Annotated in this window: 24 protein-coding genes; 14 read left to right on the top strand and 10 right to left on the bottom strand. The window is 55.9% G+C overall.

What is annotated here, in order from left to right:
- Entirely contained in the window at positions 1-1,374 is a 1,374-nt protein-coding gene (locus ADH66_RS05095) for a hemerythrin domain-containing protein (protein ID WP_066534845.1), read from the bottom strand.
- 167 nt (positions 1,375-1,541) lie between these two features.
- On the opposite strand from ADH66_RS05095, the gene ADH66_RS05100 reads away from it, so the two are divergent.
- The gene (locus ADH66_RS05100; RefSeq protein WP_066534843.1) at positions 1,542-4,154 is read left to right on the top strand and encodes a glycosyl hydrolase family 2 protein; all 2,613 of its coding nucleotides are present in this window, start codon (positions 1,542-1,544) and stop codon (positions 4,152-4,154) included.
- 55 nt (positions 4,155-4,209) lie between these two features.
- Here ADH66_RS05100 and ADH66_RS05105 read toward each other — a convergent pair whose 3' ends face one another.
- From ADH66_RS05105 to ADH66_RS05115, 3 genes are all read right to left on the bottom strand, one after another.
- A complete protein-coding gene (locus tag ADH66_RS05105) occupies positions 4,210-5,877 on the bottom strand; it encodes an extracellular solute-binding protein (protein ID WP_066534841.1) in 1,668 nt (555 codons plus the stop codon).
- A gap of 82 nt (positions 5,878-5,959) precedes the next feature.
- Positions 5,960-6,868: a carbohydrate ABC transporter permease gene (locus ADH66_RS05110; protein WP_201448066.1), complete on the bottom strand. Its 909-nt coding sequence runs from the start codon at positions 6,866-6,868 to the stop codon at positions 5,960-5,962.
- 27 nt (positions 6,869-6,895) lie between these two features.
- Positions 6,896-7,855: an ABC transporter permease gene (locus tag ADH66_RS05115; RefSeq protein WP_066534838.1), complete on the bottom strand. Its 960-nt coding sequence runs from the start codon at positions 7,853-7,855 to the stop codon at positions 6,896-6,898.
- Between the two features lie 125 nt (positions 7,856-7,980).
- On the opposite strand from ADH66_RS05115, the gene ADH66_RS20575 reads away from it, so the two are divergent.
- Positions 7,981-8,130: a hypothetical protein gene (locus ADH66_RS20575; RefSeq protein ID WP_207653034.1), complete on the top strand. Its 150-nt coding sequence runs from the start codon at positions 7,981-7,983 to the stop codon at positions 8,128-8,130.
- Between the two features lie 46 nt (positions 8,131-8,176).
- On the opposite strand, the gene ADH66_RS05120 is transcribed toward ADH66_RS20575, so the two are convergent.
- Complete coding sequence (locus tag ADH66_RS05120; protein WP_066534835.1) at positions 8,177-10,309, bottom strand: helix-turn-helix transcriptional regulator; 2,133 nt, start codon at positions 10,307-10,309, stop codon at positions 8,177-8,179.
- Positions 10,310-10,584: 275 nt separating this feature from the next.
- On the opposite strand from ADH66_RS05120, the gene ADH66_RS20865 reads away from it, so the two are divergent.
- Positions 10,585-11,556: an ABC transporter ATP-binding protein gene (locus ADH66_RS20865; RefSeq protein WP_236757189.1), complete on the top strand. Its 972-nt coding sequence runs from the start codon at positions 10,585-10,587 to the stop codon at positions 11,554-11,556.
- On the top strand, positions 11,528-12,313 hold the full coding sequence (locus ADH66_RS20870) for an ABC transporter ATP-binding protein (protein WP_236757190.1): 786 nt from the start codon (positions 11,528-11,530) through the stop codon (positions 12,311-12,313). The genes ADH66_RS20865 and ADH66_RS20870 overlap by 29 nt, the downstream gene beginning before the upstream one ends.
- 53 nt (positions 12,314-12,366) lie before the next feature.
- On the opposite strand, the gene ADH66_RS05130 is transcribed toward ADH66_RS20870, so the two are convergent.
- From ADH66_RS05130 to ADH66_RS19865, 4 genes are all read right to left on the bottom strand, one after another.
- Positions 12,367-13,695, bottom strand: coding sequence for an MATE family efflux transporter (locus ADH66_RS05130; RefSeq protein ID WP_066534832.1), 1,329 nt, complete (start codon positions 13,693-13,695; stop codon positions 12,367-12,369).
- Between the two features lie 42 nt (positions 13,696-13,737).
- The gene (locus tag ADH66_RS05135) at positions 13,738-14,175 is read right to left on the bottom strand and encodes a MarR family winged helix-turn-helix transcriptional regulator (protein ID WP_066534827.1); all 438 of its coding nucleotides are present in this window, start codon (positions 14,173-14,175) and stop codon (positions 13,738-13,740) included.
- A 154-nt stretch (positions 14,176-14,329) separates the two neighbouring features.
- The gene (locus ADH66_RS05140) at positions 14,330-14,845 is read right to left on the bottom strand and encodes a hypothetical protein (RefSeq protein ID WP_066534825.1); all 516 of its coding nucleotides are present in this window, start codon (positions 14,843-14,845) and stop codon (positions 14,330-14,332) included.
- Positions 14,846-15,163: 318 nt separating this feature from the next.
- The gene (locus ADH66_RS19865) at positions 15,164-15,307 is read right to left on the bottom strand and encodes a hypothetical protein (protein ID WP_157130592.1); all 144 of its coding nucleotides are present in this window, start codon (positions 15,305-15,307) and stop codon (positions 15,164-15,166) included.
- Between the two features lie 403 nt (positions 15,308-15,710).
- Between ADH66_RS19865 and ADH66_RS05145 the strand changes: the two genes are divergently transcribed.
- From ADH66_RS05145 to ADH66_RS05190, 10 genes are all read left to right on the top strand, one after another.
- Positions 15,711-16,436 carry a LytR/AlgR family response regulator transcription factor gene (locus ADH66_RS05145; RefSeq protein WP_066534822.1) on the top strand — a complete coding sequence of 242 codons (726 nt, stop codon included), beginning with the start codon at positions 15,711-15,713 and terminating at the stop codon, positions 16,434-16,436.
- Positions 16,433-17,713 (top strand): sensor histidine kinase, encoded by a 1,281-nt coding sequence (locus ADH66_RS05150; protein ID WP_066534820.1) that lies wholly within the window; start codon positions 16,433-16,435, stop codon positions 17,711-17,713. Before ADH66_RS05145 ends, ADH66_RS05150 begins: the two co-directional genes overlap by 4 nt.
- Positions 17,714-17,899: 186 nt before the next feature.
- On the top strand, positions 17,900-18,724 hold the full coding sequence (locus ADH66_RS05155; protein WP_066534818.1) for a hypothetical protein: 825 nt from the start codon (positions 17,900-17,902) through the stop codon (positions 18,722-18,724).
- A 25-nt stretch (positions 18,725-18,749) separates the two neighbouring features.
- On the top strand, positions 18,750-20,105 hold the full coding sequence (locus ADH66_RS05160) for a type 2 periplasmic-binding domain-containing protein (protein WP_066534817.1): 1,356 nt from the start codon (positions 18,750-18,752) through the stop codon (positions 20,103-20,105).
- Between the two features lie 36 nt (positions 20,106-20,141).
- Complete coding sequence (locus ADH66_RS05165) at positions 20,142-20,348, top strand: hypothetical protein (protein WP_066534813.1); 207 nt, start codon at positions 20,142-20,144, stop codon at positions 20,346-20,348.
- A 277-nt stretch (positions 20,349-20,625) separates the two neighbouring features.
- Complete coding sequence (locus tag ADH66_RS05170; RefSeq protein WP_066534810.1) at positions 20,626-20,817, top strand: hypothetical protein; 192 nt, start codon at positions 20,626-20,628, stop codon at positions 20,815-20,817.
- A 27-nt stretch (positions 20,818-20,844) separates the two neighbouring features.
- Positions 20,845-21,708 (top strand): carbohydrate ABC transporter permease, encoded by an 864-nt coding sequence (locus ADH66_RS05175; RefSeq protein ID WP_066534804.1) that lies wholly within the window; start codon positions 20,845-20,847, stop codon positions 21,706-21,708.
- The gene (locus ADH66_RS05180; protein WP_066534802.1) at positions 21,705-22,478 is read left to right on the top strand and encodes a carbohydrate ABC transporter permease; all 774 of its coding nucleotides are present in this window, start codon (positions 21,705-21,707) and stop codon (positions 22,476-22,478) included. Before ADH66_RS05175 ends, ADH66_RS05180 begins: the two co-directional genes overlap by 4 nt.
- Complete coding sequence (locus ADH66_RS05185; RefSeq protein WP_066534800.1) at positions 22,479-23,564, top strand: hypothetical protein; 1,086 nt, start codon at positions 22,479-22,481, stop codon at positions 23,562-23,564.
- Positions 23,565-23,599: 35 nt separating this feature from the next.
- The gene (locus ADH66_RS05190) at positions 23,600-24,322 is read left to right on the top strand and encodes a class I SAM-dependent methyltransferase (protein ID WP_066534797.1); all 723 of its coding nucleotides are present in this window, start codon (positions 23,600-23,602) and stop codon (positions 24,320-24,322) included.
- 73 nt (positions 24,323-24,395) lie between these two features.
- Here ADH66_RS05190 and ADH66_RS05195 read toward each other — a convergent pair whose 3' ends face one another.
- The gene (locus ADH66_RS05195; RefSeq protein WP_236757191.1) at positions 24,396-25,643 is read right to left on the bottom strand and encodes a DUF4368 domain-containing protein; all 1,248 of its coding nucleotides are present in this window, start codon (positions 25,641-25,643) and stop codon (positions 24,396-24,398) included.
- Positions 25,644-25,653: the final 10 nt, after the last annotated feature.

Raw genomic sequence — 25,653 nt, forward strand, 5'->3', positions numbered from 1 at the left:
TTATTTCTCCTTTTCCGCAAAAAACCCGTCAACCTCTTTCTTTATCTCCTCCGGCTTCAGTGTCTTCAGCAGATACCCCGAGGGGTTCAGGGGCATGACCTTTATCATGCTCTGGGGGTCGCGGCGGCCGGTGAGGAAGATGACAGGCACCTTCTCAAACTCCGGCACCGTGCGCAGCATCTCAAGGGTCTGGGCCCCGTCGCAGACGGGCATCTCATAGTCCAGCAGCACAAGGTCCGGCTGGTTTAAAGAGATGGCCCTGAAGGCCGCCGCGCCGGAATCGGCCAGCAGTATCTCATAATCCGGCTCCAAAAGGGACTTCATGCCCTGGCGTATGGTGGCCGAGTCGTCCACCACCAGTATCTTCTTGTGCTGGTGTGCTTCCTCATACCGCTCCTGCGCGCTGCGTTCGTTAAGGTACTTTTCGACCTCCTTCATGGCGTTTTCGCTCTCCAGTGGCGTCAGCACCGAGGCGTCCAAAAGGTGTGGCGCGATGGCGCAGTAGGCGAAATACCCAGCGCCGCCGGTGTTAAAGAGCAGGCTTACCTGGGGCTTCTCCCGGTCGAATATCTCCCCGAACTGCTCGAAGGACAGGAGATTCTCCTCTTTTAATTCAAGATTTTTGCCGGTTTCGATAAACTCCATAACCTTGCCCACAAACTGCCGGGCGGTGTACCGAGCGGCGTGGACCAGCATACTGTCCATGCGGTCTGTCTGTATTCCCAGTATTTTCCCCACGGTGTTTACCAGCAGCTTCTCCTCAAAGACCATCAGCACCTCCTGGCGGACGTCCTCGCCCTTCGAGCCGTATACCAGCCTGTAGTACACGCCGCGGCCGAATTTCTCGCCGCCATAGGTATCGCTGACCACCTTTGACTCCAGGTGGAACAGGTCGAAGACCAGCTGGATTATGACCTTTTTAAGAGCCTCAAGCTCGCTTTCGGGCAGAAGTTCCTCCCACTTGCTTATGTGTTTTCCGGCAATGGCCTGGTCCTCGGTGAGGGTATGGCCTATAAGCCAGCCGGTGCACACACCCAGGAAGTGCTCTATGGCCTCCTGAGAGTAGCCGTCCTGCTCCAGCTCCTGCTCCAGGGCGGGGAGGGTGTCCTCTCTAAAGCCCTTGTGTATCTTTTTGTGCCGCTCAAGGCCCTCATAGCCCATCGTCGCCATATAGAGCTCCTCGTCCGCGAAGTGCTTCAGGGTGTGGCCCCGAAAGAACTTTATGCCCTCCTGGCAGGTGCGCTGATAGTTGTCGCCGTTTTCCGAGGAGGCGGTCATAAGCTTATTTATTATCTTGAAAAGCCGCCTGTGCTCCTTATCTATCTCCTCTACGCCTATATTATACTCTTCCTGCCACTCAAGCTGATTCTCCATACATAATCCTCCTGTTGTAAGTAGTTTTATTACATTATATCACAATGTGGGAATCATGTCCATTGCAAAAATCGAAAAATTGGCCCTTGTAACCATTGACAGTCAAGTGTATTTTATATATACTTATAACGAAGAATAGGAAAATTTTTGTAAAGGAGCGTCAGTGTATGAGCGAGAAAATACGCCGCTTGCTTGAGGGGAAGGGCGAAAACTATATCCTTCCCTTCTTCTGGCAGCACGGCGAGGACGAGGGGACCCTCAGACACTATATGCGGGTGATACACGGGGCGAACATCGGCGCGGTCTGCGTGGAGAGCCGGCCCCACCCGGACTTCTGCGGGCCAAAGTGGTGGGCGGATATGGACACCATACTGGACGAGGCGGAAAAGCTTCACATGAGGATCTGGATACTGGATGACAGCCATTTCCCCACAGGGTACGCCAACGGGGCAATGAAGGATAAGCCCGCCGGTTTGCAGCGCTGGTACGTCACCTGCCGCCGGTACGCCCCGTGCTTGGACGGGAGCGTTAATATACCCAAGGAGGAGCTGCGCACTGCCCGGCCCTATGGCGAAGGGGAGAGGGCCAAGATGTTCATGCCACCCGCAGAGGGGCCTGTGTATACCGACGACAGGCTGCTGGGGGCGTACGCCGTGCGCCTGGATAGCCCAGAGGGCTTTAATAATGGGATAAACCTGGAGGGCCTTGTCACAGAAAAGGGCCTCGACTGGACCGCTCCGGAGGGTGAGTGGAGGGTATACCTATTGCAGCTAACCCGCAACAGGGGGGCCCATAGGGACTACATAAACATGATGGACAAGGAAAGCTGCCGGGTGCTTATCGACGCGGTGTACGAGCCCCACTGGCAGCGTTATAAGGACCGCTTCGGCGGCGCAATAGCGGGCTTTTTCTCCGACGAGCCGGAGCTTGGGGACGGCGTGCTCTACGACTTCCACAACGAACTGGGCTGCTCGGAGTCCATGGACTACCCCTGGAGCCGGGAGCTTGAAAACAGGCTCCGTGCCCGGCTGGGCGGGGACTTCGCCTGTAAGCTGGCCCTGCTCTGGGAAAAGGGAGGGGAGCAGGACATAACCGCTAGGGTGCGCTATGCGTACATGGACGAGGTTTCTAAGCTTGTGAAGGAGTGCTTCTCCTGCCAGCTAGGGGACTGGTGCCGTGAGCATGGGGTAAAGTACATCGGCCACCTTATCGAGGACAATAACCACCACAACCGCACCGGCTCCTCCCTGGGCCACTACTTCCGGGGACTTGCGGGCCAGGACATGGCGGGGATAGACGATATCGGCGGACAGGTTATGCCCCAATGGGAGGACGTAAGCTACGACAGGGGGGTGTTCCAGCAGCGTGACGGTACCTTCTACCACTACGGCCTGGGCAAGCTTGCCAGCTCCGCCGCGGCCATAGAGCCGGAAAAGCAGGGCAACTCCATGTGCGAGATATTCGGTGCCTACGGCTGGAGGGAGGGGGTGCGCCTTGAGAAGTACCTTCTGGACCACTTCATGGTCCGGGGCGTGAACCACTTTGTGCCCCACGCCTTCAGCCCCAAGGAGTTCCCGGACCCGGACTGCCCGCCCCACTTCTACGCCCAGGGCCATAACCCCCAGTACCGGCACTTCGGGGCCCTGATGGCCTACTCGAACCGGGTCTGCGAGCTCATAAGCGGCGGGCGGCACATAGCCCCAGTGGCCGTGCTGTACCATGGGGATTCCGGCTGGAGGGGGGAGGCAGAGCCCAGCGACGCGGTGGGCCGGGCTCTTTACGACCGCCAGATAGACTATGACATTATCCCGGCGGACGTGTTCACAGAAAGGGACGCGTACCGCACGGAGATAAGCGGCGGGACGCTAAAGGTCAACACCCAGGAGTACCGGGCGCTGATAATACCCCGGGCCCGCTTCCTGCCCGAGGGCCTGGAGGGGGCCATAGAGGAGCTTAGGGCCGCCGGGGTGCCGGTGTACATTGGAGAGAGTCTGGCAGAGCTTGTACCTGAGCTTGAAAGCCGGGGTCTTAGGGAGGTGGAAATAGAGCCCGCCAATGACCGGGTAAGAATTTACCACTATGAGCACACGGACGGCTCGGCGGCGCTTATGCTGGTAAATGAGGGGGATAAGCCCTATTTTGGCAGTGTGAGCCTTTCTGACAGCAGGAACGCCTATGAGTACGACGCGTGGGAGAACGTGATTCGCCCCATGGAATGTGAGCGGGCGGGGGACAGGCTTACTGTAAAGGCCGAGCTTGTACCCTTAAAGAGTACGCTTATTATCCTTGACAGCGTGGACGCGCCCGCAGGCGCCCCGCCAAGGGTCAGCACAGAGGGCACGGAGATACACTTTGCCAAGGCCTGGAGGCGCAGCACCTGCCAGAGCCTTGCCTATCCGAGCTTTGAGGGAGAAAAGGAGGTGGCCCTGCCGGACGACTTGGCCGGGGAGCAGCCGGAGTTCTCGGGCTTTGTGCGGTATGAGAACGGCTTTGAGAGCCGGGCAGGGGAGCAGCTGGTCCTGGAGATAACGGACGCGCATGAGGGTGTGGAGCTGTTCATAAACGGAGAAAGCCTCGGCATACAGATAGCGCCGCCCTTTATCTATGATATTGCCCCGAAAGTAAGGGAGGGGGAGAACTTAGTCCGCATTGAGGTTGCCACCACTCTTGAGAGGGAGATGGCCGCAAGAGACGACCAGCCCCAGATGATACCGGGCAGGGCGGAAAAGCCCACATGCCCCTCGGGTATAAACGGCGTGGTGCGGCTCATAAAGAACTGAGAGAATAAGAAAAGGACCCGCGCTTTTGGCGCGGGTCCTCAGTTTTTATCGTAACTTACTTACGGGCCTGATACCTGTCATAGGCGGCCTGGGTTATCTCGATGGCCCGGGCCACGCCGTGCTGCTCCAGCTCAGAGATGAAGGAATCCCAGTTCTCCTCGATATCCAGAGCGCCGCTGATGAACTTGGCGGTGTTCTCCTTGACGCAGGTGCTCATGTCGGCATACAGTGCCGCGCGCTCGGTGGACTCCTCCTGAGTCAGGGTGACGGTGGGCAGACGCCAGTCGTCCTTGGCGTTGGTGGTCCAGACGGTGTAGCAGGTCTGGTCCTTCTCGGGCACGCCGCCCAGCTCACGGGTCCAGTCGGACCAGTTGGCAACGCCGGCGGAGGGGCACAGATAGCTGTCCATGGTCTGGGCCAGGGTCCAGCCGTTCTCATTGTTGGTGATCTTCTCGGTGTAGACGGGCTTGTCGCCCTCGAAGGTGAAGGTGTCGCCCTCAACGCCGTAGTTGGCAAGCAGAGCGCCCTCCTCGGTGAACAGGTAGTCCAGCCACTTCATGGCCACCTCCCAGTTCTCGCAGTCGGCGGAGATGGCGGTGTTGCCGGAGGTGTAGGAGTCACGAAGGCGGATATGCAGCTCGTCGCCCGCGTTCTTCACAGGGGGATTGATGGGGGCCCAGTTCATGTTCTTGTCCTCGGAGGAGCTCTCATAAACTGCGGGCATGGTGTACACGGCGGGGATAGCGCCGGTCTTGCCGGTGACAACGGTGGCCATGTCGGCGGTGCGCTCGTCGGTGGACATGAAGTCGGGGTCGATAAGGCCCTCCTGATACCACTGGTGCATGATGGTCACGTATTCCTTCCAGGCTTCGTTATAGGGGCCGTAGGTGACCTTGCCTTCGGGAGTCAGCTGCCAGCCGTTGAGCACGCCCAAACCGGCGGACATCATGCCGAACTCGCCGTCGCTGCCGGAGAAGTTCAGGATGAGGGGAGCGGTAGCGCCCTTCTCGTCCTTGAAGGCCTTTAACACGTCATGCCACTGGTCGTAGGTCTCGGGGGTCTCCAGCTTTAAATCGTCCAGCCAGTCCTGGCGGATCCACAGGCCCAGCCAGGGACCCTGCTTCTGCTGGCGCAGCTCATACACCGCGCCCAGGCGGCCGGAGTCGGTGGTGGACAGCAGCTGGTAGTTGATATCGGACATACGGATCTTCTGATAGTTGGGCATATACTCGTCCACCTTGTCGGTAAGATCCATGAAGTAGCCGTCGTCAATGGCCGCGTCAACGCCCTCGGAGTAGTAGGACGCGCCGTAGCAGATAAGGTCGGGCAGTGTGCCGGAGGCTATCATCAGGTTGAAGTTGGTCTGATAGTCGGCGGAAGAGACCATCTCGAAGTTGAGATGCACGCCGGTGCGGCGCTCCATCTCCTGATAGAACTCGTTGTCGTTATAGTCGGTGGTGACTATGGCGGCGTTGGTGCTGGCGGACACGAAATAATCCAGCTCTGTGGGCTCTGTGACGATGGGCAGCTGGAAATCGCTGGCGGCGGTGTCGCCGCCCTCGGCCTCGGAACTGCTCTCGCCCTCGGTGGAGCCGGTGCTCTCGGAGCTCTCGCTGCTGCTATTGCCGGCCGTGCTGGAGCCGGATTCCCCGCCGCAGGCGGCCAGGGACAGCACCATCGCAAGGCACAGAAGAACAGCAATAGTCTTTTTTAAGCTTTTCATTTTGGTTTCCTCCTAAACAGATTTATGTATGCAAAAGCGCCGTCTCTTATAAAGCTTTGGCGCTGTATGCAGCTTTTGGGCTTTACCCCTTGATAGCGCCTATCATAACGCCGGACTCAAAGTATTTTTGAACGAAGGGGTAGAAGATGAACATGGGCACGGTGGACACCACGATGGTGCAGTATTTTACCAGCTGCTTATAGAGTATCGCGTCGGCGGAGTCCCCGGAGCCTAAAACGCTTATATCCACATTGGTGTTGCTGTTGCTGGTGGTGACAAGTATCTCCTTGAGCACCAGCTGCAAGGGGTACTTGTCTTTTGAGCGCAGGTATATCATTGCGGAAAACCATGAATTCCAGTTGCCGATTATGTAGTAGAGTATCACCGTGGCCATTGTGGCCTTTATAAGGGGCAGCATTATCTGGAACAGTATAGTAAATCTTCCCGCGCCGTCCAGCATGGCAGACTCCTCAAGGCTGTCGGGCACGTTTTGCAAAGCCGTGCGCACCAGTATCAGGTAGAAGGCGCTCATGCAGCCTGGCAGTATCAGGGCCAGGCGGTTGTCAAACAGCCCCAGGTTCTGGGTCACCAGGATGTAAAGGGGCACTATGCCGCCGGAAAACAGCATTGTAAAGGATATCAGGAACATGATGGGGCTGGCCCAGAGGAAGTCCTTGCGGGACAGAGCATAGGCCGCCATGACCGTCAGGAACATTCCAAGGGCGGTGGTGCCGAACACATAGATAAGGGTGTTGAGATAGCCGGTCCATATCCTGCTGTCGGCGAAGACCAGCTTATAGCCGTTTACGTTAAACTTTTCTATCCTCCAGATAAGGCCCGTCTGGTTCATGACCCAGCCAGCGTCGGAGAAGGACGCGCATATGACGTGCCACACGGGAAGTATGCACACGACGATGACCAGCGCGAAGAATACGACATTTATACCGTTGAATATCCTGCTTCCCACTGATCTGTTTCTTACCATTGCCATTTGGGAGTTCTCCTTTCGTGATTTTTCTTAGAACAGACCGGATTCAGTGTACTTCTTGCTGAAGGTGTTGGCGAATATCAGCAGCACGAAGTTTATGACAGAGTTAAAAAGGGACACAGCGGTGGAATAGCCGTAGTTGGCCTCCTGCAGGCCCTTGCGGTACACAAAGCTTGAGAGAATGTCCGCCGTTTCGTACACCTGGGGGTTATAGAGCAGTATGGTCTTCTCATAGCCCACGGAGAGCATCTGGCCTACCCGCAGTATCAGCATTATCATGATGGTGTCGATAATGCCCGGGATAGTCACCCGCAGTATCCGCTGGAAGCGGTTGGCCCCGTCTATCTCGGCGGCCTCATAGAGGGTCTGGTCTATGCTTGACAGCGCCGCCACATATATGATGGAGTCAAAGCCTAGATTTTTCCAGAGGTCCGACACTACATAGATGGTCCGCCAGTTGTCCGGGCTGCCCAAGAGGTTGTCATAATTCCCGGTAACGGCCCCCACTATGGCCGTAATGGCCCCCTCGGTGGAGCAGAAGTCGATAATGATACCGGCCACCACCACCATGGAGATGAAGTAGGGCATATAGGAGACCGTCTGTATGGTCTTGCGGTAGCGCTTGCTGCGAAGCTCGTTTAAAAGCAGGGCAAAGAGAATAGTCAAGGGAAACTCTATGCCTATCTGCAAAAGGCTTAGGACGATGGTGTTGCGGATGACCCGCCAGCTGTAGGCGGAGCCGAAGAAGTCCGCGAAGTTCTTAAGGCCCACAAAGGGGGACCCGAAGAATCCCAGCTTCGGCTTATAGTTCTCGAAAGCCATAAGAAGGCCGCCCATTGGGATGTAGTGGAAGATGATATAAAAGGCAATGGCGGGCAGGACCATAATGAACAGCGGCCAGTTCTTTATGAAATCCTTTTTAATGTTCAGCCACGTGAATTTTCGCGGCCGGCGTGGCGCTGCTTCCAGCGCTGGCGCAGAGTTTCTCATAACATCGTTCCTTTCCTGCCGCCCTGACTGCGTAGCGGGAAAAACTTGCAGTAATAATGCCGGGCGGGAATATTTACATATATATTAACAAACTGTTTCAAAGGTGTAAAGCGCCAGAATTTTATATGAGCGGGGACGCAAAATCTGGTACTAATTTTGCCGGTGTGCCGTTTTTTGTGGAATATAAGCTCTTTTTGCGCAAAAAATGGAACGGCATTTTACTGCCGCTCCATAAAACCCGACCTTTAAAAGCTCGCCCTCTTGGCCCCAAGTGAAGAGCTGATATGCATAATCGTGACCGGAAGGTTTCAAAAATGCCGGCTATTGAGACCCGCCCTTGGCATACTGCCCGGGCGTAATGCCTTCATATCGCTTGAAGGCCCGGATAAGCGCCCTCTGGTCCGCATAGCCGGAGCGCTCCGCGGCCTCCCGGACGCTGGCCCCCTCTGAGAGCAGCGTCTTGGCGTTCTCAAGCCTTACCTTGTGCAGCTCGTCCAGAAGCCCACAGCCGGCGGCGGCCTTATACTGGTGGCTGAGGGTGGAGAGGTTCATATTGAGATATCCGGCTATCATGCTGGCGTTTAAAGACTGATCTGTAAAATTCTCCCGGATGAACTCCCGGACATTTTTTGTCAGCTCCTGCTTTACCTGGTCGGGTCCCGGTCCCCAGAACACCGCCCCGAACAGGGACAGAAGCTCCTGCTCCAGCTCCGCCGCTCCCCGGCACTGCCTAAAGCGGCCCATGGCGGACTTAGCCCTCTCCTCGGGTACATAGGGCAGCAGCAGCTCCACCACGTCGGCATAGCGCCGGCGGATATTCTCCACGGGCAGGTCCCTGTCCGACAGGTCTTCCTTCAGTATCTTATTGAGGCCCCCGGCGGCGCGCCGCTCCTTTTTGGCGGAGAGGCACTCGGTGAGGGCCCGCTGGTGTGATAAGAAGTTCTTATAGGACTGTGCGCCTCCGTCCTCAGAGGGGCCTTTGGCGGGCCAGACGCCGCGCCTGCGCTGAAGACCCCAGAAGCTGTCGTGGCACAGGGTCCTATAGACTGCCGACCAGGCCACAGGCGCGTCCTCAAGGCGGGTGTGGGTCCCGCTTATGTAGCAGCAAAGGGGAATTGAGAGGGAGCGCTCGGCGGCAAAATGTACCTCGGCGGCTTCGTCATAGCTCAGCTCCTTCTGCACCAGTACCGCCGCACAGGACCTGAGCTGTAGGCTTACCCCGCCGTTCTTATCCAAAAGTATGTTGTCAAGGCCCTCCCTAAGCCGCTGGAGCAGGACCTCGGTTATGTCCGAATCCGCGGCCGGGACAAAGGCCAGCAGCTGGTATGGCTGGCCCTCCTCCAAAAACTGGGAAAGGGCCGAGGGGCTGTCGGAGAGCCCCTGCAAATACTGGCTGAGCTCCGACTGAACCACCTGAGTGGCAAGGCTCTCCTTTTCCTGGGCAAAGCTCACAAGGGCGGAGTCCAGCTCTGAGATGGAGCGGTATCCCGGCTTCGGGCCGTCGGTCCCCACATAGGGGAGGAGGCTCTTTATGGGCCGGTAGGTGCGCCTGCTCCACAGCACGGCCAGCAGGACGCTGACCACCAGTATGACGGCTATCTCAAGGATTATATCCGTCCAGACTATGCGCAGCTCCTGATAGTATGCGTCCCGACGGGTGAGAAAGCCATAGCGCACGCCGCTGAGGCCGGACTGGTACTGGGAGTATACATACCGCTGGCCCTCAAGGTCCATCTCGCCGGAGCTGTCCTCGCTCCGGGCCATGAGCCCGCAGGCCTCGGGAGCCCGCTCGCCGCCGCAGATGAACTTATAGGCCTCGTCGGTGACAAAGGCCTCGAAGTCCTCGGAGTTCCAGCGGGAGAGGCTCTTGTCCAGCTGTATGACTATCCCCACACAGGACAGAAGCTCCCGGCGGCCGGAGTCGTACTGGCTGCGAAGCACCATTATCCATCCGCCGCCGCCGTTTTTATACACGGTGGTGATATGCTCTGATGTGCTGCTGCTGTCCAAAAGGGAATAAAAGCTGCTCCAGGGCAGCTGTAAGTCCCAGGAGAACAGCTCCGCCGACTCCGGGTGGTAGGTGCGCCGGTCGGTCACAAGGAAGCCGCTGTTGGCAAAGTAGCAGAACCCCCGGAAAAAGGCGGCGTTCTGGCCGATGGCCCGGGAAAGGGACTCGCTGAGGTCGCAAAGGCTGAAGAGCTCCTGAGGGGTTATGGCCTCCTTTTGGGAAAGGCGTGAGGCCAGGGCGTCCTCGGAGAATATTGACACCAGGTTCGCCGCGTGACCCAGGGTCTGGTCGATCTCCTGGCCCACGGACTGCATGGAGCTCTCCTGGTCCGCCATTATGGAGGCCTGCACCCGGCTCTCAAGCTGCCCGATGGTGAAAAAGGAGAGCAGCAGCGGCACAAGACAAACGCACAGATACGAGGCCAAAAACTGCTTATAGACTTTCATTATCCTTTGGGCCCTCCTTTTTGCAAGTTTTTTAATGTATCTACTATACAGTAAAAACGTCAAAATTGCAAGAATTTTCAACGGGAATATCAGGATTTTCCGGCCTTGACACCCTGCGCCCGCATATGGTACAATCATCGGGAAACCCTCAGGGATTATTATAATTTGGAAAGGAAGGGTAAGATATGAAAGTCTGCAAAGCTGGAACCGTACTCATCATCGGGAGGGTTATAAAGCTCTAAGTCTTCCTCCCGCAAACTCAGGAGGAATCTTCATTGAACAAGAAAAATTTAAAACTGCTGCTCTCCTTTTACAGGCCCTATCGCGGCCTTTTCGCCGCAGACCTTATCTGCTCCCTGGCGGCGGCCGGCATAGCGCTGGCCGTACCGCTGGGGGTGCGTTACATAGCCGACACGCTGCTGGACGCGGGGGACTTTTCCCTTGTGCTCCGGGCTGGGCTGGCGCTGGCGGCGCTGGTGGCGGTCCAGGCGCTGTGCACATACTTCTATGACTATCAGGGGCACTATCTGGGCGCAAAGATAGAGCGCGATATGCGCGCCCGGATGTTCTGCCACTGCCAGCGGCTGCCTTTTTCCTATTATGACAGCCATACGGTGGGGGACCTGATGTCCCGCATAAGCAACGACACCCTGTCTCTGGCGGAGTTTTTTCACCATGTGCCCGAGGACCTGCTGATAAATTCCGTCAAGCTGGCAGGGGCGGCGCTGATACTGCTTGCGGTGCACTGGCAGACCGCCTGTATCATATTGGCTTTCCTGCCGTTTATGACGCTGTTCACCATACATTTTAACAAAAAGATGAACATAGCCATGACAAATGCCCGGGAGAGCATGGGCCACATAAATTCTCAGGCCGAGGATTCTCTTTCGGGTATCCGGGTGGTACAGTCCTTCGCGGGCGAGAGGATCGAGAAGGAGAAATTTTCAAGGCTGAACCGACGGTTCCTGGAGGACCGCCGGGCGGGATATCAGAGCGAGAGCCGGCTGTATACCGGCATGGAGGTTTTCGCGGCGGCGATACCAATAGCGGTAGTGGTGTTTGGGGGGGCTTGCTCTCCTGCGGGGAAGCATGGCGATCTCCGACTTGCTGCTGTTCCTCTTGTATACCGGGTATTTCACCGGGCCGGTACAGAGCCTTGTAAACACCAGCCGTCTGCTCCAGGAGGGCCGCACCAGCTTCCGGCGCTACCGGGAGCTTATGGACACGCCGCCTGCCGTAAAAGATAAGCCGGAGGCGCAGGCCCCTGCAAGCGTAAGAGGAGACCTGGAGTTTCGCGGCGTAAGTTTCCGCTACGGCCAGGGGGAGGAGGTCTTCCGGGACCTGAACCTGACCGTCAGGGCCGGGGAATATGTGGCCCTGGTAGGCGCTTCGGGGGTGGGGAAGACCACTCTCTGCGCACTGCTCCCAAGGTTCTACGAGCCAAGGGAGGGCGCTGTGCTCCTGGACGGCAAAGACGTGCGGGACATACCTGTTGAAGTCCTGCGCAGGAGTATTGGAGTAGTACAGCAGGACGTGTACCTTTTTACCGGCACCATAGCGGAGAACATAGCCTACGGCCGTCCCGGCGCCGGGCGGAAGGAGATAATAGAGGCCGCAAAGCTTGCCGGGGCCGACGGGTTCATCCGCGAGCTGCCCGGCGGATATGACGCGGACATTGGCCCCCACGGGGTAAGGCTGTCCGGCGGCCAGCAGCAGCGCCTGTCCATAGCCAGGGTGTTCCTTAAGGATCCGCCGGTGCTCATACTGGACGAGGCCACCAGCGCCCTTGATAACCACAGCGAGAAAGCTATCCAGCAGAGCCTGGAGCGCATAGCCGGACAGAGAACCACGCTGGTCATTGCCCACAGGCTTTCTACGGTGCGCAATGCCGGGCGCATAGTGGTGCTGGACGAAAACGGGGTTTGTGAACAGGGGACCCACGAGGAGCTGATGGAGCTGGGCGGCGTGTACGCCGGGCTCTACAGAGCTTCGGAGGAAATATAGGATATAATTGAAGGAGCGGGGGTAACCCCCCGCTCCTTTTATAGTACCGGGACTCAGTAGTGAAACCTCCTCCGTTTCCCGCCCAAAAATGCCAGCGTCACCACCGCCGCCATGACCTCGGCGGCCACGATGGACAGCCATATGCCGTCTATGCCCCAGATAAGGGGGAATATCAGCACCGCCGCCACCTGGAACACCAGGGTCCGCAGGAAGGAGATAAGCGCCGAGGTGAGGCCGTCGTTCAGGGCTGTGAAGAAGGCCGAGCCGAATATGGCTATGCCGGAGAACAGGAAGGAGAAGGAATATATGCCAAAGGCCCCCACGGTCATGCGGAACAGGTCCGGGTCATAGCCCACGAATACAGCTGATAGAGGCCGGGCCAGCGCCTCGGCAAGGCCCAGCATGGCGGCGGAGGCGGAAAGTATTATAACTATACTCTTGCGGTACAGGCTTCTTAGTTCCTCCCTGCCGTCCGCGCCGAAGTGAAAGCTCACTACCGGGGCCACCCCGGTGGAATAGCCGATAAATATCGCCATGAAGATCATGCTGACGTACATCAGCACCCCATAGGCCGCCACACCGTCCTCCCCGGCGTAATGGAGGAGCTGGGCGTTATAGAGCATACCGACGATGGACATGGAGATATTGCTCATCAGCTCCGAAGAACCGTTGGTACAGGCCTTTAAAAGAGCTTTCCAGTCAAGGACGGTCCTGCAAAGGCGCAGGCGGCTGGAGTTCCTCCGGCCGAAGTAGAACAGCGGGATTATGCCCCCCAGCGATTGGCTTATAGCCGTGGCCGAGGCCGCGCCCGCAAGGCCGAAGGGCAGCACGGCGGTAAAAAGCGCGTCCAGCACCATGTTGGCCATCCCCGCTATTACCGTCACCATAAGTCCTAGCTGGGGCCGCTCGGCGGTGATGAAAAAGCTCTGGAACTCGTACTGCAGCATTAAAGCGGGCAGCGCCGGCAGTATAATGCGGGCATACAGCACGCAGTTTTCCAGCATTTCCCCCTTGGCCCCCAGCCAGACGGCAATGGGGCGGATAAAAATGAAGCCGAAGGCTCCAAGGACAACGCCCAAAGCAACGGTCACATACACGAAAAGGGAGAACAACCGTCGTGCCCGTTCGCTGTCCCCCTCGCCCATGGTTCGGGCGATAAGGGCACTGCCGCCGGCGCCGAACATAAATCCCACAGTGCCCAGTATCATCAGTACGGGCATGATAAAGTTTACGGCGGCAAAGGGGGTCTTGCCCACAAAGTTAGACACGAAAAAGCCGTCCACCACGCCGTAGATTGAGGTAAACACCATCATTATAACAGAGGGCAGGGTGAAACGGAAGAGCTTTGAATATGTGAAACGGTCGGACAGTTGGATCTTCATAAATTACCTCCCAAAAACGTGTGAAAAATGCGTATATAAAAGCTAAAGCTCCTTGATTTTTTCCCGAAGCGCGTCAAGGTACCGGCGGGTAAGGGACAGGTAAAGCTCACGCTCCTCCGGCAGCCAGGAGCCGATGATCTCATCCTCAATACGCATGAGCAGCATAACTGTGCCGTCGCAGAGCTCTCTGCCCTTCTCCGTCAGGCAGGCCCGCTTCTTACGCCCGTCCACAGACTCAAGATACAGCACCGCCTCCCGCTCCAGCTTCCGCAGGGCAGAGTTTACCGTCTGCTTGGGAAGGCCGGAAAGGGCGGCAATATTTTTAAGCGGGCACACTCCGTCGAACATACATATGGTGTATAACACATTCATAGCGCTGTCTGTCAGACCCAGCTTTAATGTGGCCTCATGGTAGACGGCCTCTGTCTCGCCGACGATAAGGTCTAAGCGTATCAGTTGTTCGTGTATGGCTTCAAGCATATAGCATCACTCCTTTTGTACGATATCGGACGTTAATTCTATTATAGTACGGTTTCGTACATTTGTCAAGAGCTTTTTGAAGCACCGGCAGTTTTTGTGGTATATATAAAAAGAGAGCGCCTTCCATTTTGGAACGCGCCCTCTTTTTTATATATTATTGTGAGATATAGTCCTCCCAGTTGACGTCTTCAATACCCATAATATCAATGTCACAGTACCCTAGACCAACCAGAAACATACGGTATTTTCCGTCCCTTGCGAAAAGTCCGGGAGGCACCTCAAAACCCCAAGTGCCGTCATGATGATGAGTTGCTACAGCCATACCGTAGCGACGGCTATATATCTCATGCCAACTGTCCTCATAAAAATAGTCCACATAGAAATCGTCTCCCTGAGTATATCCGCCGCCGGGAAAACTGAACGTCATCTTTATAAGGACAACGTCATATATGTTTCCGTTAGGATACGGGTAGTCAAAATCTATTCCGGTAAACTGAAGTTCAACATTCGGGTCCACATCGGTCCTGGCCGCTGGATTTACGTCCTCCCATTTTGGAAATTGTTCCTCAATGCGGTCCTCCCAGGCTGATATGACGGCTATCACAAAGAACAGTAGGAGTAAAGTGCCAACAACTATTATAGCGGCCCATCGCTTCTTTATTTTTGTCATATTGACTCCTCTATGGCAGATTGTTAATGAAGCCGGTTAAAAAGTTGTTCATCAAAATAATAAAATTTCTTGGCTCACCGTCATTTTTCACGCTCGTGGCCACTATCATGCCTTCAACACAATATCCGTAGCCCATTCGGTATGAGTAAACCGGCGAGCCGCTTTGTCCTTTATATACGTCAATATCGGTTTCCACCAAATCCAGGAATCTTGACCTGTCTCTCTGAATATACCCGGTCGTTTGATACATAGTCCAAAGATTCCAGCCTGTCTTTCCGGCAGCGAGATTCAGGTCCTCCGGTCATTACAAAGCTATCGTTAAGCAGCCGTTTCCGTTTTTTCAACTTGGAGTTCAAGGGAGGCGGGGAGGGGCTCCGTGCTGTCGTCACTCGCACATACAGGTATTTGTGTAAGGCCAACTACAAAAAGCGCACATAGTAGAACAGCAATAAACTTTTTCATTAAAAAAACTCCCTTCAACATTTTTGAGAAAAGTCATGACGAACATTTGCGCTTCTTACGAACGATATTTACCAATATGAGTTTTAGACATCACCCCATCTTTATTGGTTAATTTTTTCTATATAATAATTTTAGCACGATTTCATACGTTTGTCAAGAGCTTTTTGAAGCGCCGGCAAAAACCCACGCTGACCGGCCCTATTTGGCCTCCGGGGCGCGAAATGCAGGATATTCTGCCTGGAATGCAGGGCGGACGGCTTTAAACTCCTGCGGTTTTTGTGGTATACTATAAATAATATAAAATGATAGCTGGATTACAGGCGGCCGGGCCGCCTGTTTGAGAATCGGTAGACACCGATTCTCAAACATAATGGTTTTACTATTGGCAAAAGGAAGTGCGGGCGTGTACCTGGCAGTATGTGACGATAATAAGGAAGATTTAAACTCTATTATCAGCCTGGTGGACATGTGGCAGGTTGAACACGGCGCCACCCTTTCCCGCCGGGCCTTCCAGAGCACGGTGGAGCTGCTTGAGTCCGCCCGCCAGGAGCGTTTTACCGTCTATATGCTGGATGTGATGATGCCCGGGATGGACGGGCTTGAGACAGCCCGGGAGATACGGCGCTTTGACGACGCGGCGGAGATCGTCTTTTTCTCCACCTCTCCGGGCTTTGCCTATGAGAGCTATAGGGTGCGGGCGCTGAATTATCTGTTAAAGCCCGTGGAGCAGAGGGCGCTCTTCGGGCTGCTGGGCCAGCTGTACCTTCGGGAACAGCAGAACCCCGAGGCCCTGACCTTGAAGACCAGCACGACCATTGTCCGGGTGCCATACGCCCAGATAAGCTTTGTGGAGGTAATCGGGAAGCACCTCTATTTCCATCTGACCGACGGCAATATCCGGGAGGTGGCCGGTGCGCTGAAGAATTTTGAGGCCATACTGCTGCCCCGCCCGGAGTTTATGCGGGTGCACCGCTCGTATATTGTCAATATGTTCCAGGTGGAGGAGCTCAGCTCCTCTGGGCTTCGGACCTTTCAGGGGGACAGCCTGCCGGTGTCAAGGCTGTTTTATCCGCAGATACAGAAGGATTATATGGCCTTGCTTTTTGAACGGAAGGGGGGAGGAAAATGAGCCCTGTGGACGTTCTGGATATAGTCAACTATGGGCTGGTTTTTGTGTACGGTTTGTTTTTGAGCGCGTCCATAGCCGGAGGGTGCAAGGCCCGCCGGGAACGGGTGCTGCTTTATGTAGCCGGCTCGGTGCTTTTGCTGCTGTTGGGGGGTTCCTGGCTGACTCTCGGACTGAAAGCCACAAAGCAGCTTTATCCTGTTTTGGTGCACCTTCCCACCATCGGGCTGCTGGCTTTCGCCTTTAAAAAGCCGGTGGGGATATCGCTGGTCAGCGTCTGTACCGCCTATCTCTGCTGTCAGCTGCCGCGCTGCGGCGAGATGGCCATGATTGCGGTCACGGGCTCGGAGCTTATGGGGGAGATATTTTACACTGTGATAATATTCCCAATATTCCTGCTTCTGTACAGGTATTTTGCTCCCTCTGCCAGGGAGGCCATAGGCGAGTCCAGAAAGGCGCTGCTCCTTTTCGGCAGTCTGCCGGTTACCTTCTACATTTTTTCCTTTGCCGCATATATTTACACCGACTTCTTCCACTTCGACAGCTATGTGGTAGCGGAAATGCTTCCTATTGTAGCGGGGTTGTTTTATATGATATATACCACCGCCTACCGCCAGCAGCTCCAGCGGCGCACCCAGGCGGAGCTTTTGAACTCCCTGATGGGCGGACAGCTTAAGCAGGCCGAGAACGATATGGTGTCCCTGCACCAGGCCGAGGCCCAGTCCGCCGCCTATCAACACGATATGCGCCACCATTTGGCCGTTATCGACGGCTTTTTGGCCATCGGCAAGCCCGAACAGGCCCAGGAGTATATCCGCCAGGTGCAGGACGACATTGAGGCCATCACCCCAAAGCGCTTTTGTGAAAACGAGCTGGTGAACCTCTTGTGCTCGTCCTTCTCCGGCAAGGCGGGACGCATGGGCGTGCGGCTGAACCTGGAAACGTCCCTGCCCGGCAAGCTGGCTATATCCGACACGGAGCTCTGCGCCCTGCTGTCAAACGGCCTTGAGAACGCGCTTAACGCCGTCAAGAGCCTGGAGGAGGAGCGGCGCTGGGTGGAGCTATACTGCGGCGTGCATCTGGATAAGCTCCTGATAGAGATAAAGAATCCCTATTCAGGCCGTGTGGCTTTTCGGGAGGGAGTGCCCACTGCCAGTAAACTAAACCACGGCTACGGCTGCCAAAGCATCCACACCATCTCTCAGCGCTGTCACGGGCTCTGCGAGTTCAAGGCGGAAAACGGTATATTCACCATGCGTGTGGCGCTGCCAATGCTGTAACAGCTCATTATAGTAAGGCTCCGTACCCCTTGCCGGGTGCGGGGCCTTTTTGCGCGTTTTTGGGGCGGGAAAAATTTTTTATTTTTTTTGCTTTTTTATGCAACCAAAATCGAAAAACATGACTTCTTAATATATATAACTGTTTTTAAGGGCCATTCTATGGCCAAAAACTAGGAGGGTAAAGCTGTGGAAAACACAAACTGTAGAAAGCATATTGCTGTCCTGCTGGCCGTCGTCCTGCTGTGCGCGCTGTTCACAGGCTGCAAAAGGGGTGGAGAGGAGAGCTCCGCCACTACCATGAAGGCCGCGACAAAAGAGGGGGTAAAGGAGCTGCCGATGGTGACAGTGCTGGTGGACCTGTGCCAGTCGGACCTTACGGCCACGGCGGTCAGCGACCTGCTGAACTCCACCCCCGGCTATGGGGAGGAGTTCATGATAGCCAGTGAGACGCTGCCAGATTTCTGGACCAGTGGCCAGCGGCGGGAGGCGGCCCTGACCCAGCTAAAGACGGAGATACTGGCCGGTAAGGGCCCGGAGGTGTTTCTCTGCGAGAACCCCATAATGGAGAACGGCAATATGGGCGGGGCAGTGTTCGAGTTCCCCCGGCAGGCCATGGACAGCCACCTGCTGCTGCCCCTGGACCAGTACATAGAGGAATCGGAGCGTTTGGAGTGGGACAGGCTTGTATCTTCGGGTATGGGGGCGTTCTTTGATATGTTCTCTAATGGAATTTGGCAGACGTCAAACGGCCAGAACGGCGAGCTCTTAAAGCAGCTCAACGGCCAGCCGGTGCATATGGGCGTGCCCTGCGCCGGGTGGACCAACACCGAGGAAAACTATAGCCAGTTTTCAGCCCTTTTGGGGCAGATAAACGACGCCGTCTTCCACACCCCGGTGGAGCAGGAGTTCGACCGGCTGACCAGGGAGGTCAACGCCGCGGAGGAGGGGGAAATTGAGGATATCGTGCACGAGCACTATATGAAGATGCAGATGATGCTGGCTGAGTCGTAAAATACTATTCTTGGGGGGAAGTGACATGAAAAGAAAGATTGCCTTATTGCTGACTTTTCTGTGCCTGTTTGCAGTGCTTATGCCCGCCTGCCAAAGCGCCGTACAGAACAGCTCCACGGTGACCGACCAAGAAAAGGTCACCGCTGAGCAGATGGAGGAGAAGTTCGGCGTGCCGGTGGTGCGGGTGGTGACGGACCTGCCAAACTACGACGCCGGGTGGAAGGACGGCCAGCTTTCGGACACCCTTTCGCGCCTGCCCGGGTACAATAAGGAGTTCATGCTGCTTGTTGAGACCCTGCCAAGGGAGGGGGAGGAGCGGAGTATTGACATAACCCGCATTAAGACCGAGATGATGGCGGGCAAGGGACCCGACCTGTTCCTCTGCGGGCAGGACACCTATGGAATATGCGGGGCGCTCTACGGCACCTCCGGCTATACAGATCCCTTCTTCACCTTCCCTGAGCGGGCCATGGAGAACCGGCTGTTCCTGCCATTGGACGAATACATCGAGAAAGCTGAGTATATGGAGTGGGACAAGTTTCTGCCGGTGATTATGGAGGCTGGCCGCAATAAAGAGGGCCAGCAGATAATCCCCATAAGCTACACCTTTTCGGCCCTCTACGCTGACAGGGAGAAGTACGGCCTTGAGGACTTCGACCGCTCCATGACCCTCTCTGAGATGAAGCAGAGCGAGAACCCCGCCCTTCGCTATGCCTCCTACAACAGCGCGCCGTTCATGGTGGGACGGATAACCAAGCCCGGAGAGGACAAGCCCATGTTCACCGAGGAGGAGCTTCTGGGGTATATCCGGGACTACAGTATGCGCGTGCCGGGGGACCTCAGGGACTACCAGGACCTTGAGGAGGAAAAGGTCTATAATGGTGCGATAATGCGCGTGTTTCTGCCGGAGCCGGGTCTGATCTCGCCTATCTCGGACAAGTTCGTCCTGGGCAAGGGCAGCCCCGCCTACCGCATAATCCCCGCAAAGAACGCCAGGGGCGGCGTGACCGCCGTTATAAACGAGTTCGCCGCCGTCAACCGAAACGCCCGCTACCCGGACCTGGCCTTTAAGATAATAGACTACCTGATGAGTACGAAGGTGCAGCAGGACAGCAGCTTTTACCACTCGAGGGTGCTGCTGGGTATGCCGGTGCACATGGACCTGGGCAGCGAGGAGTACCCCCTTCGGGACAAGAACTGGTACATGAGCGCCGGGAACTTCGAGGAGTTCTGCGCCGCCCGGGCTGAGATAACCGAGGCCAAGTTCATCGGCCCTGCGGACAAGGCGCTGTGGGATATCGAGATCTTTGACCAGAAGGGCCTTGAAAAGAGCGTACATGAGCAGTATACACTTATTGAGATGCTGCTGGCGGAATCATAAATAATAAGAAACTATTTAAAAAAGGGGGGAAGCGCCATGAAAAGAAAGTTCGCTTTATTGCTCACACTGCTGTGCCTGCTCGTCGTAATTCTACCCGGCTGCCAAAGAGGTGGGAGAGAGAGCTCCCGAACGGGCCCGGACCTTCAGAGCGAGGAGAGCCGGGATTCCTCGGAGGGCGAGACTGCGGAGGAGATAATCTCCGACGCTTATCGGGTGATGGAAATGGAACTGGCGGAAAGTTGACAACTATTATGTGTATTGCTATAATAATAAAAACTTTTATGCTATTTAAGGAGGACCCATGATGAAAAGAAAGCTTGCCCTATTACTGGTCCTTGTCTGACTGCCCTTCTGCCAGGGTGCAGAAGCAAGCCCGCCACCACCTTCATCATAGGGGACGAGAGCAAAAAGGAGCTGCTCTCAGACAAGTAAATAGAGAACGCCCAGTGCACGGACTTCGGCCAGCTGGAGCCGCAATGATGAGGGCCAGCAGATACTCCCGCTGACCTTTGACTTCTATGTGACGGCCTATGTGCACTCCTCCTACGTCCTGCCCCGGGAGCGGCCAAGGACCCTGCGGGAGATGCTGGATAACGAGATGGTGCGCTCTGTAAAGTTGGTCTGCGAAAGGCCGGGCTCCACTCAGGAGGACGTGGAGAAGGCGGCGAGAGAGGCGTACAGGGCCATTCAGATGATGCTGGCCGAAAGCTAGAAAAATTCTTAATAGGAGTGATGAGAGATGAAACGCTCGAAAACGGCTTTGCAAGGCTACCTGCTGATAGCCCCCCTGATGATCGGGTGCCTGCTGTTCTACGCCATACCCTTTGTGCTGGTGGTGCAGTATTCCCTCTCCACCGGCAGCGGGGACGCGCTGTACTTCATCGGCACCTACAACTACCAGGACGTGACCGCGAACCATATGTTCACCCTTGCCTTCGGCAACACCATGCGCTTTTTGGCGGCGGCGCTGCCCCTCATCATGGTGCTGGCCTACGCCATCGCGCTGCTCATGCAGAAGCACGCCAACAAGCACAAGCTTCTAAAGTCCGTGTTCCTGTTCCCCTACATCATGCCGGTGGTGGGTGCGGTGATACTGGTGGAGCTGCTCTTTGCCGAGACCGGCCTGGTGCCGGGCATAGCAAACGCCATCGGTCTGCCCATGGTGGACTGGCTTGGCGGGCCGGCGGCCTTCGGGGTGGTGCTCTTATTGTACCTCTGGAAGAACACCGGCTACAGCGTGATACTGCTGCTGGCGGGGCTTGTGACCATACCAGAGGAGCAATACTCAGCCGCCGACCTGGATGGTGCGTCCGGCTGGCAGAAGTTCTACTATATCACCACCCCTCAAATGTGGTACTCGGTTTTCTTCGCCATTATCTTCTCGCTGATAAACGCTTTCAAGTGTTTCCGGGAGATTTTCCTCATCGGCGGCACCCACCCCAACGAGAACATCTACATGCTCCAGCACTTCTTAAATAACAGCTTCGAGAACCTGAACTACGCGAAGCTCTCGGTAGCTTCGGTGCTGCTGCTTATCGTGGTGCTTATCGTATTCGCCGCGTTCTACATCTTCGTCCGCAAAAAGGAGGCGTTTAGGGCATGAGGACAAAAACTTCCCTTGGGGGCAATATCTTCGCGTGGATATTCGCCTTTATCTCCATCGCGCCTTTTGTGTACGTGCTGGCGCTGAGCTTTTTGACCCCGAAGGGGGTCACCTTCGGGTACTATTACGACGTGTTTTTGGGCACCTCCCAGTACCTTCTGCGCTTCTGGAAAAGCCTGCTCATATGCCTTGCCATCGTGGCGGGGCAGCTGATAGTCTCGGTGCTGGCGGGGTACGGCTTCGCGAAATGCGACTTCCCCGGCAAGAATGTCCTGCTGTTCGTGCTGATGATACTGATGGTGCTGCCCCTGCAGGTGACCCTGGCCCCAAACTATATAATGCTGGACAAGCTGGGGCTTTTGGACACCTACTCGGCGCTGATACTGCCGTCCATCTTCATCCCCCTGGGCACCTTTATATTGACCCAGAGCTTCAAGTCTGTAAGCGACGACATTATCGACGCGGCAAAGCTGGATGGCTGCGGGCTGTTCCGTCTGCTGACAAAAATCCTCCTGCCCATGAACACCAGCGGCCTTGTGTGCGTCACATTGCTCTCTTTCCTGGATGGCTGGAACATGGTGGAGCAGCCCATAGCATACATAAAGGACTTCCTGCGCTATCCCATCTCGGTGGCCCTGGCATACGTGCCGCCGGCGGACTCCACCTTACAGCTGGTCTGCTGCATAATGGTGGTGCTGCCGCCGCTGTTCCTGTTTACCTACTTCAACCGGGAGCTGGTTGAGGGCATTGTATTGGCGGAGGTGAAATAAATGAAAAAGAAAGCGCTGCTTATATTCACGCTGATATTCTGGATGGTGGCGGCCTGCACCTTTTTGTCCATGAAGGTGGAGCAGGAGATGATACCCCAGGTGACCGCGGTAGAGCCGGACCGTGGTGTGGGCTGGGACAAGGACCCCACCCTGCCCGCAGACTGCATTATTGAGGACGAAAACGGCCAGCACGTCTACAGCATATACGAGGGCACCGGCTGGGAGGCCGGGACCCGGGCGGCAGAGGTCAGCGGCTGGTTTCAGATGGAGGACAAGATAATGCTCAGCAACTCCTGGGGCGACTTTGTCCAGTACAGCTCGAAGCCCCTCAGAGAGGGGGAGCTGCTGGAGGTCCTCCGGGGCGGAGACAAGGTGGAGGACCGGTGGCTGGCGGTGTTCCCCGAGGGCCTGGAGCTGGAGCTCAACTGGGACGGGGCCGAGCTGCCCAAGGGCGTAAGCGTTGAGGAGTGGAACCAGAACGCCGTGCAGCTGCATATAGACGACGACCTGGCCCCCTTTATGCAGGGCCGGGCCAAAAGCCGGGTGCCAAATCTTGCCGGGGCCACGGTGTACAGCTTTAACGATATGTACCAGCTTCTGGACAACTTCACGGCCTTCGGGCTGCTGCTGGGGATACTGACGCTGGTGCTGGTGCTGTGGATATGCTCCTGCGTGTTCTCAAGAAAGGCCAGGCGCAACCGCTGGGCGCTGATAGTGAACCTGGCATTGGGGCTTGCGCTTCTCATATGCGTGCCCCTGGTGCTGGATTCCATAGACCTGCCCTCGTCCTTGCTTCCTCGGGAGCGGATAACCGACTTCGGGGCTATCGCCGGGGCCATGGACCAGTTCTTTGGGGCGCTCAAGGGGTTTGCTCCCCAGGCCGAGGCCGCCGGAGGGCTGTCGGCGGCCCTGCCGGAGTCAGAGGCGGGACAGGCCATCATAATGGCGAAGAACGACGTGCTGGTCCGTCCAGTGCTGTACGCCGTGTTGGGGGCGCTGCTGGGCGGGGTCATCGCCTTGGCGGAATACGTGGCCCTGTGGAACGCGAACCGTCCCAGGCTGACAAAGGGGCGGCGCTATAACTGAAAAAAACAGAGAAGACATAGAAGGGAAATATATTGATGTATAACGAATACGACGACCCCAAGTTTTTCGGTCAGTACGCCCAAATGCCCAGAAGCAGGCAGGGGCTTTCCGCCGCAGGAGAGTGGAGCCAGCTTAAAGGGCTGTTCCCGGATATGCGCGGCAGGTCCGTGCTGGACCTGGGCTGCGGCTACGGCTGGCACTGCCGGTATGCCTTGGAGCAGGGCGCGGCCCGGGTGCTGGGCCTTGATATTAGCGAGAATATGCTGGACGAGGCTGGAAAACGCGGAGGAGAGGGCATAGAGTACCGGCTCTGCGGCATAGAGGACTATGAGTACCCGCAAGAGGAGTGGGACTTAGCTGTGTCTAACCTGGCGCTGCATTATATCGGCGACCTTGATACTGTGTATGAGAAGGTGTACAGGACCCTGCGGCCAAAAGGGGTGTTTCTCTTCAATATCGAGCACCCGGTGTTCACCGCCGGAGTGGGCCAGGACTGGATATACTCCCCAAAGGGCGAGCCGCTGTACTGGCCGGTGGACGGCTATTTCACACCGGGGGAGCGGGTGACGAATTTCCTGGGCTGCAAGGTGAAGAAGCAGCACCACACCCTGACTCAGATACTGAACTGCCTTATAGGCCGCGGGTTTCGTATAACCGCTGTGGAGGAGGCAAAGCCCCCGGAGGAAATGCTCTCCGAGCCGGGCATGAGGGACGAACTGCGCAGGCCGATGATGCTCCTGGTACGGGCAGAGAAATAAAAGAGAGCCGCCATTAGGCGGACACCCATAAGGAAGTAAATGAATTTTCCGGTAAAACCGGCGTAGCGAAAGGTTACGCCGGTTTTTCTGTACCTGCAGGTATATCCGGTTTATAAAGCGGAATACGGATTTTCCCCACATAAGTAAAATAAATTTCAATGGTGACATGCTTTCTCCCGCCGATTCTCTCCGGGCTGTGAATTACGATCCTGTCAATCAGCTCATTTACGGTGGAAGCATCAAGTTCCTGCAAGTCGGAATACCGGTCTGCAAGCTGGAGAAAGCGCCCCACATCGGCAATCTGTTCCGTCTCATTTTCAATTTCTTGTTCCAATGAGGAAGCAAGTCTCTGAATCTCCGCCTGTTCCGTTTCATACTGCGCCGAAAGTTTTTGAAAACGGAGGTCACTCAACTTACCCAGAACGGAATCCTCATAAAGTCTTTGGATAATCTTGTCCAAATCTTCCATACGCTTCTGTGCCCCGGAGAGGGCTTTTCGCTTCTGCGTCAGCTCCGCTTTCCGGCTGGCTTCGTCCTGCGCCAGCATTTCCTGAGTGAAATCATCCCGGAACAGCTGTACATAGGACAGCGTTCCCTGAATACATTCCAGAACCCTCTTATAAAGCGTGACCTCCCGGATATAATGAATCTGGCAGGAACCTGTGTTGCTCTTGTAATTGGAACATACAAAATGATTCTGTGAATCATCTTTGTAGGTATTGCAGGTGCAGTAATAGAGTTTTGCACCGCAGTCGGCACAATAGACAAGGCCGGAAAAAATACTTGTTTTCCCTGTCTTTGTCGGTCGGCGTTTGTTTGTCCGTAATTCCTGCACCCGTTCCCGCTGCCCGCGTTCAATGATTGCCGGCTGTGTGTCCTCAAATATCCGCTGTTTTTCTTTCGGATTCACCATACGCTTTTTGAATTTCAAGGATTTGGTATAGGTCTTGAAGTTGACGGTACAGCCAGTGCATTCCGTTCTCTCCAATATTGTGGTGACAGATTTGGAACACCACTGGTACAGGTTATCCGGCATTGCCCATCCCTTTTGTTTTGCGTTATAAGCCGTAACCGTCAGCACCTTGCTCGCTGTCAGGATTTTTGCAATCTGCATGGGGCCTTTCCCCGCAATGCACAGGTCAAAGATACGCCGTACCACCTTTGCCGCTTCTTCGTCCACAATCCATTTCTTTTTATTCTGTGGGTCTTTCACATATCCATAAGGCGGGTTGCTGGCAATATGTTCCCCGGCCTCCCCGCGTATTTTCACAACGGCACGGATTTTCTTGCTGATGTCCTTTGCGTAATAATCGTTGAACACAGGTTATTGG

It is taken from the genome of Acutalibacter muris, from assembly GCF_002201475.1.
GTDB lineage: Bacteria > Bacillota > Clostridia > Oscillospirales > Acutalibacteraceae > Acutalibacter > Acutalibacter muris.

Excerpts from the sequence above, each read along its gene's own strand:
- ADH66_RS05095 (WP_066534845.1), bottom strand. The coding sequence starts at position 1,374 with ATGGAGAATCAGCTTGAGTGGCAGGAAGAGTATAATATAGGCGTAGAG.
- ADH66_RS05100 (WP_066534843.1), top strand. The coding sequence starts at position 1,542 with ATGAGCGAGAAAATACGCCGCTTGCTTGAGGGGAAGGGCGAAAACTAT.
- ADH66_RS05105 (WP_066534841.1), bottom strand. The coding sequence starts at position 5,877 with ATGAAAAGCTTAAAAAAGACTATTGCTGTTCTTCTGTGCCTTGCGATG.
- ADH66_RS05110 (WP_201448066.1), bottom strand. The coding sequence starts at position 6,868 with ATGGCAATGGTAAGAAACAGATCAGTGGGAAGCAGGATATTCAACGGT.
- ADH66_RS05115 (WP_066534838.1), bottom strand. The coding sequence starts at position 7,855 with ATGAGAAACTCTGCGCCAGCGCTGGAAGCAGCGCCACGCCGGCCGCGA.
- ADH66_RS20575 (WP_207653034.1), top strand. The coding sequence starts at position 7,981 with ATGAGCGGGGACGCAAAATCTGGTACTAATTTTGCCGGTGTGCCGTTT.
- ADH66_RS05120 (WP_066534835.1), bottom strand. The coding sequence starts at position 10,309 with ATGAAAGTCTATAAGCAGTTTTTGGCCTCGTATCTGTGCGTTTGTCTT.
- ADH66_RS20870 (WP_236757190.1), top strand. The coding sequence starts at position 11,528 with ATGGACACGCCGCCTGCCGTAAAAGATAAGCCGGAGGCGCAGGCCCCT.
- ADH66_RS05130 (WP_066534832.1), bottom strand. The coding sequence starts at position 13,695 with ATGAAGATCCAACTGTCCGACCGTTTCACATATTCAAAGCTCTTCCGT.
- ADH66_RS05135 (WP_066534827.1), bottom strand. The coding sequence starts at position 14,175 with ATGCTTGAAGCCATACACGAACAACTGATACGCTTAGACCTTATCGTC.
- ADH66_RS05140 (WP_066534825.1), bottom strand. The coding sequence starts at position 14,845 with ATGACAAAAATAAAGAAGCGATGGGCCGCTATAATAGTTGTTGGCACT.
- ADH66_RS19865 (WP_157130592.1), bottom strand. The coding sequence starts at position 15,307 with ATGAAAAAGTTTATTGCTGTTCTACTATGTGCGCTTTTTGTAGTTGGC.
- ADH66_RS05150 (WP_066534820.1), top strand. The coding sequence starts at position 16,433 with ATGAGCCCTGTGGACGTTCTGGATATAGTCAACTATGGGCTGGTTTTT.
- ADH66_RS05160 (WP_066534817.1), top strand. The coding sequence starts at position 18,750 with ATGAAAAGAAAGATTGCCTTATTGCTGACTTTTCTGTGCCTGTTTGCA.
- ADH66_RS05165 (WP_066534813.1), top strand. The coding sequence starts at position 20,142 with ATGAAAAGAAAGTTCGCTTTATTGCTCACACTGCTGTGCCTGCTCGTC.
- ADH66_RS05175 (WP_066534804.1), top strand. The coding sequence starts at position 20,845 with ATGAAACGCTCGAAAACGGCTTTGCAAGGCTACCTGCTGATAGCCCCC.
- ADH66_RS05180 (WP_066534802.1), top strand. The coding sequence starts at position 21,705 with ATGAGGACAAAAACTTCCCTTGGGGGCAATATCTTCGCGTGGATATTC.
- ADH66_RS05185 (WP_066534800.1), top strand. The coding sequence starts at position 22,479 with ATGAAAAAGAAAGCGCTGCTTATATTCACGCTGATATTCTGGATGGTG.
- ADH66_RS05190 (WP_066534797.1), top strand. The coding sequence starts at position 23,600 with ATGTATAACGAATACGACGACCCCAAGTTTTTCGGTCAGTACGCCCAA.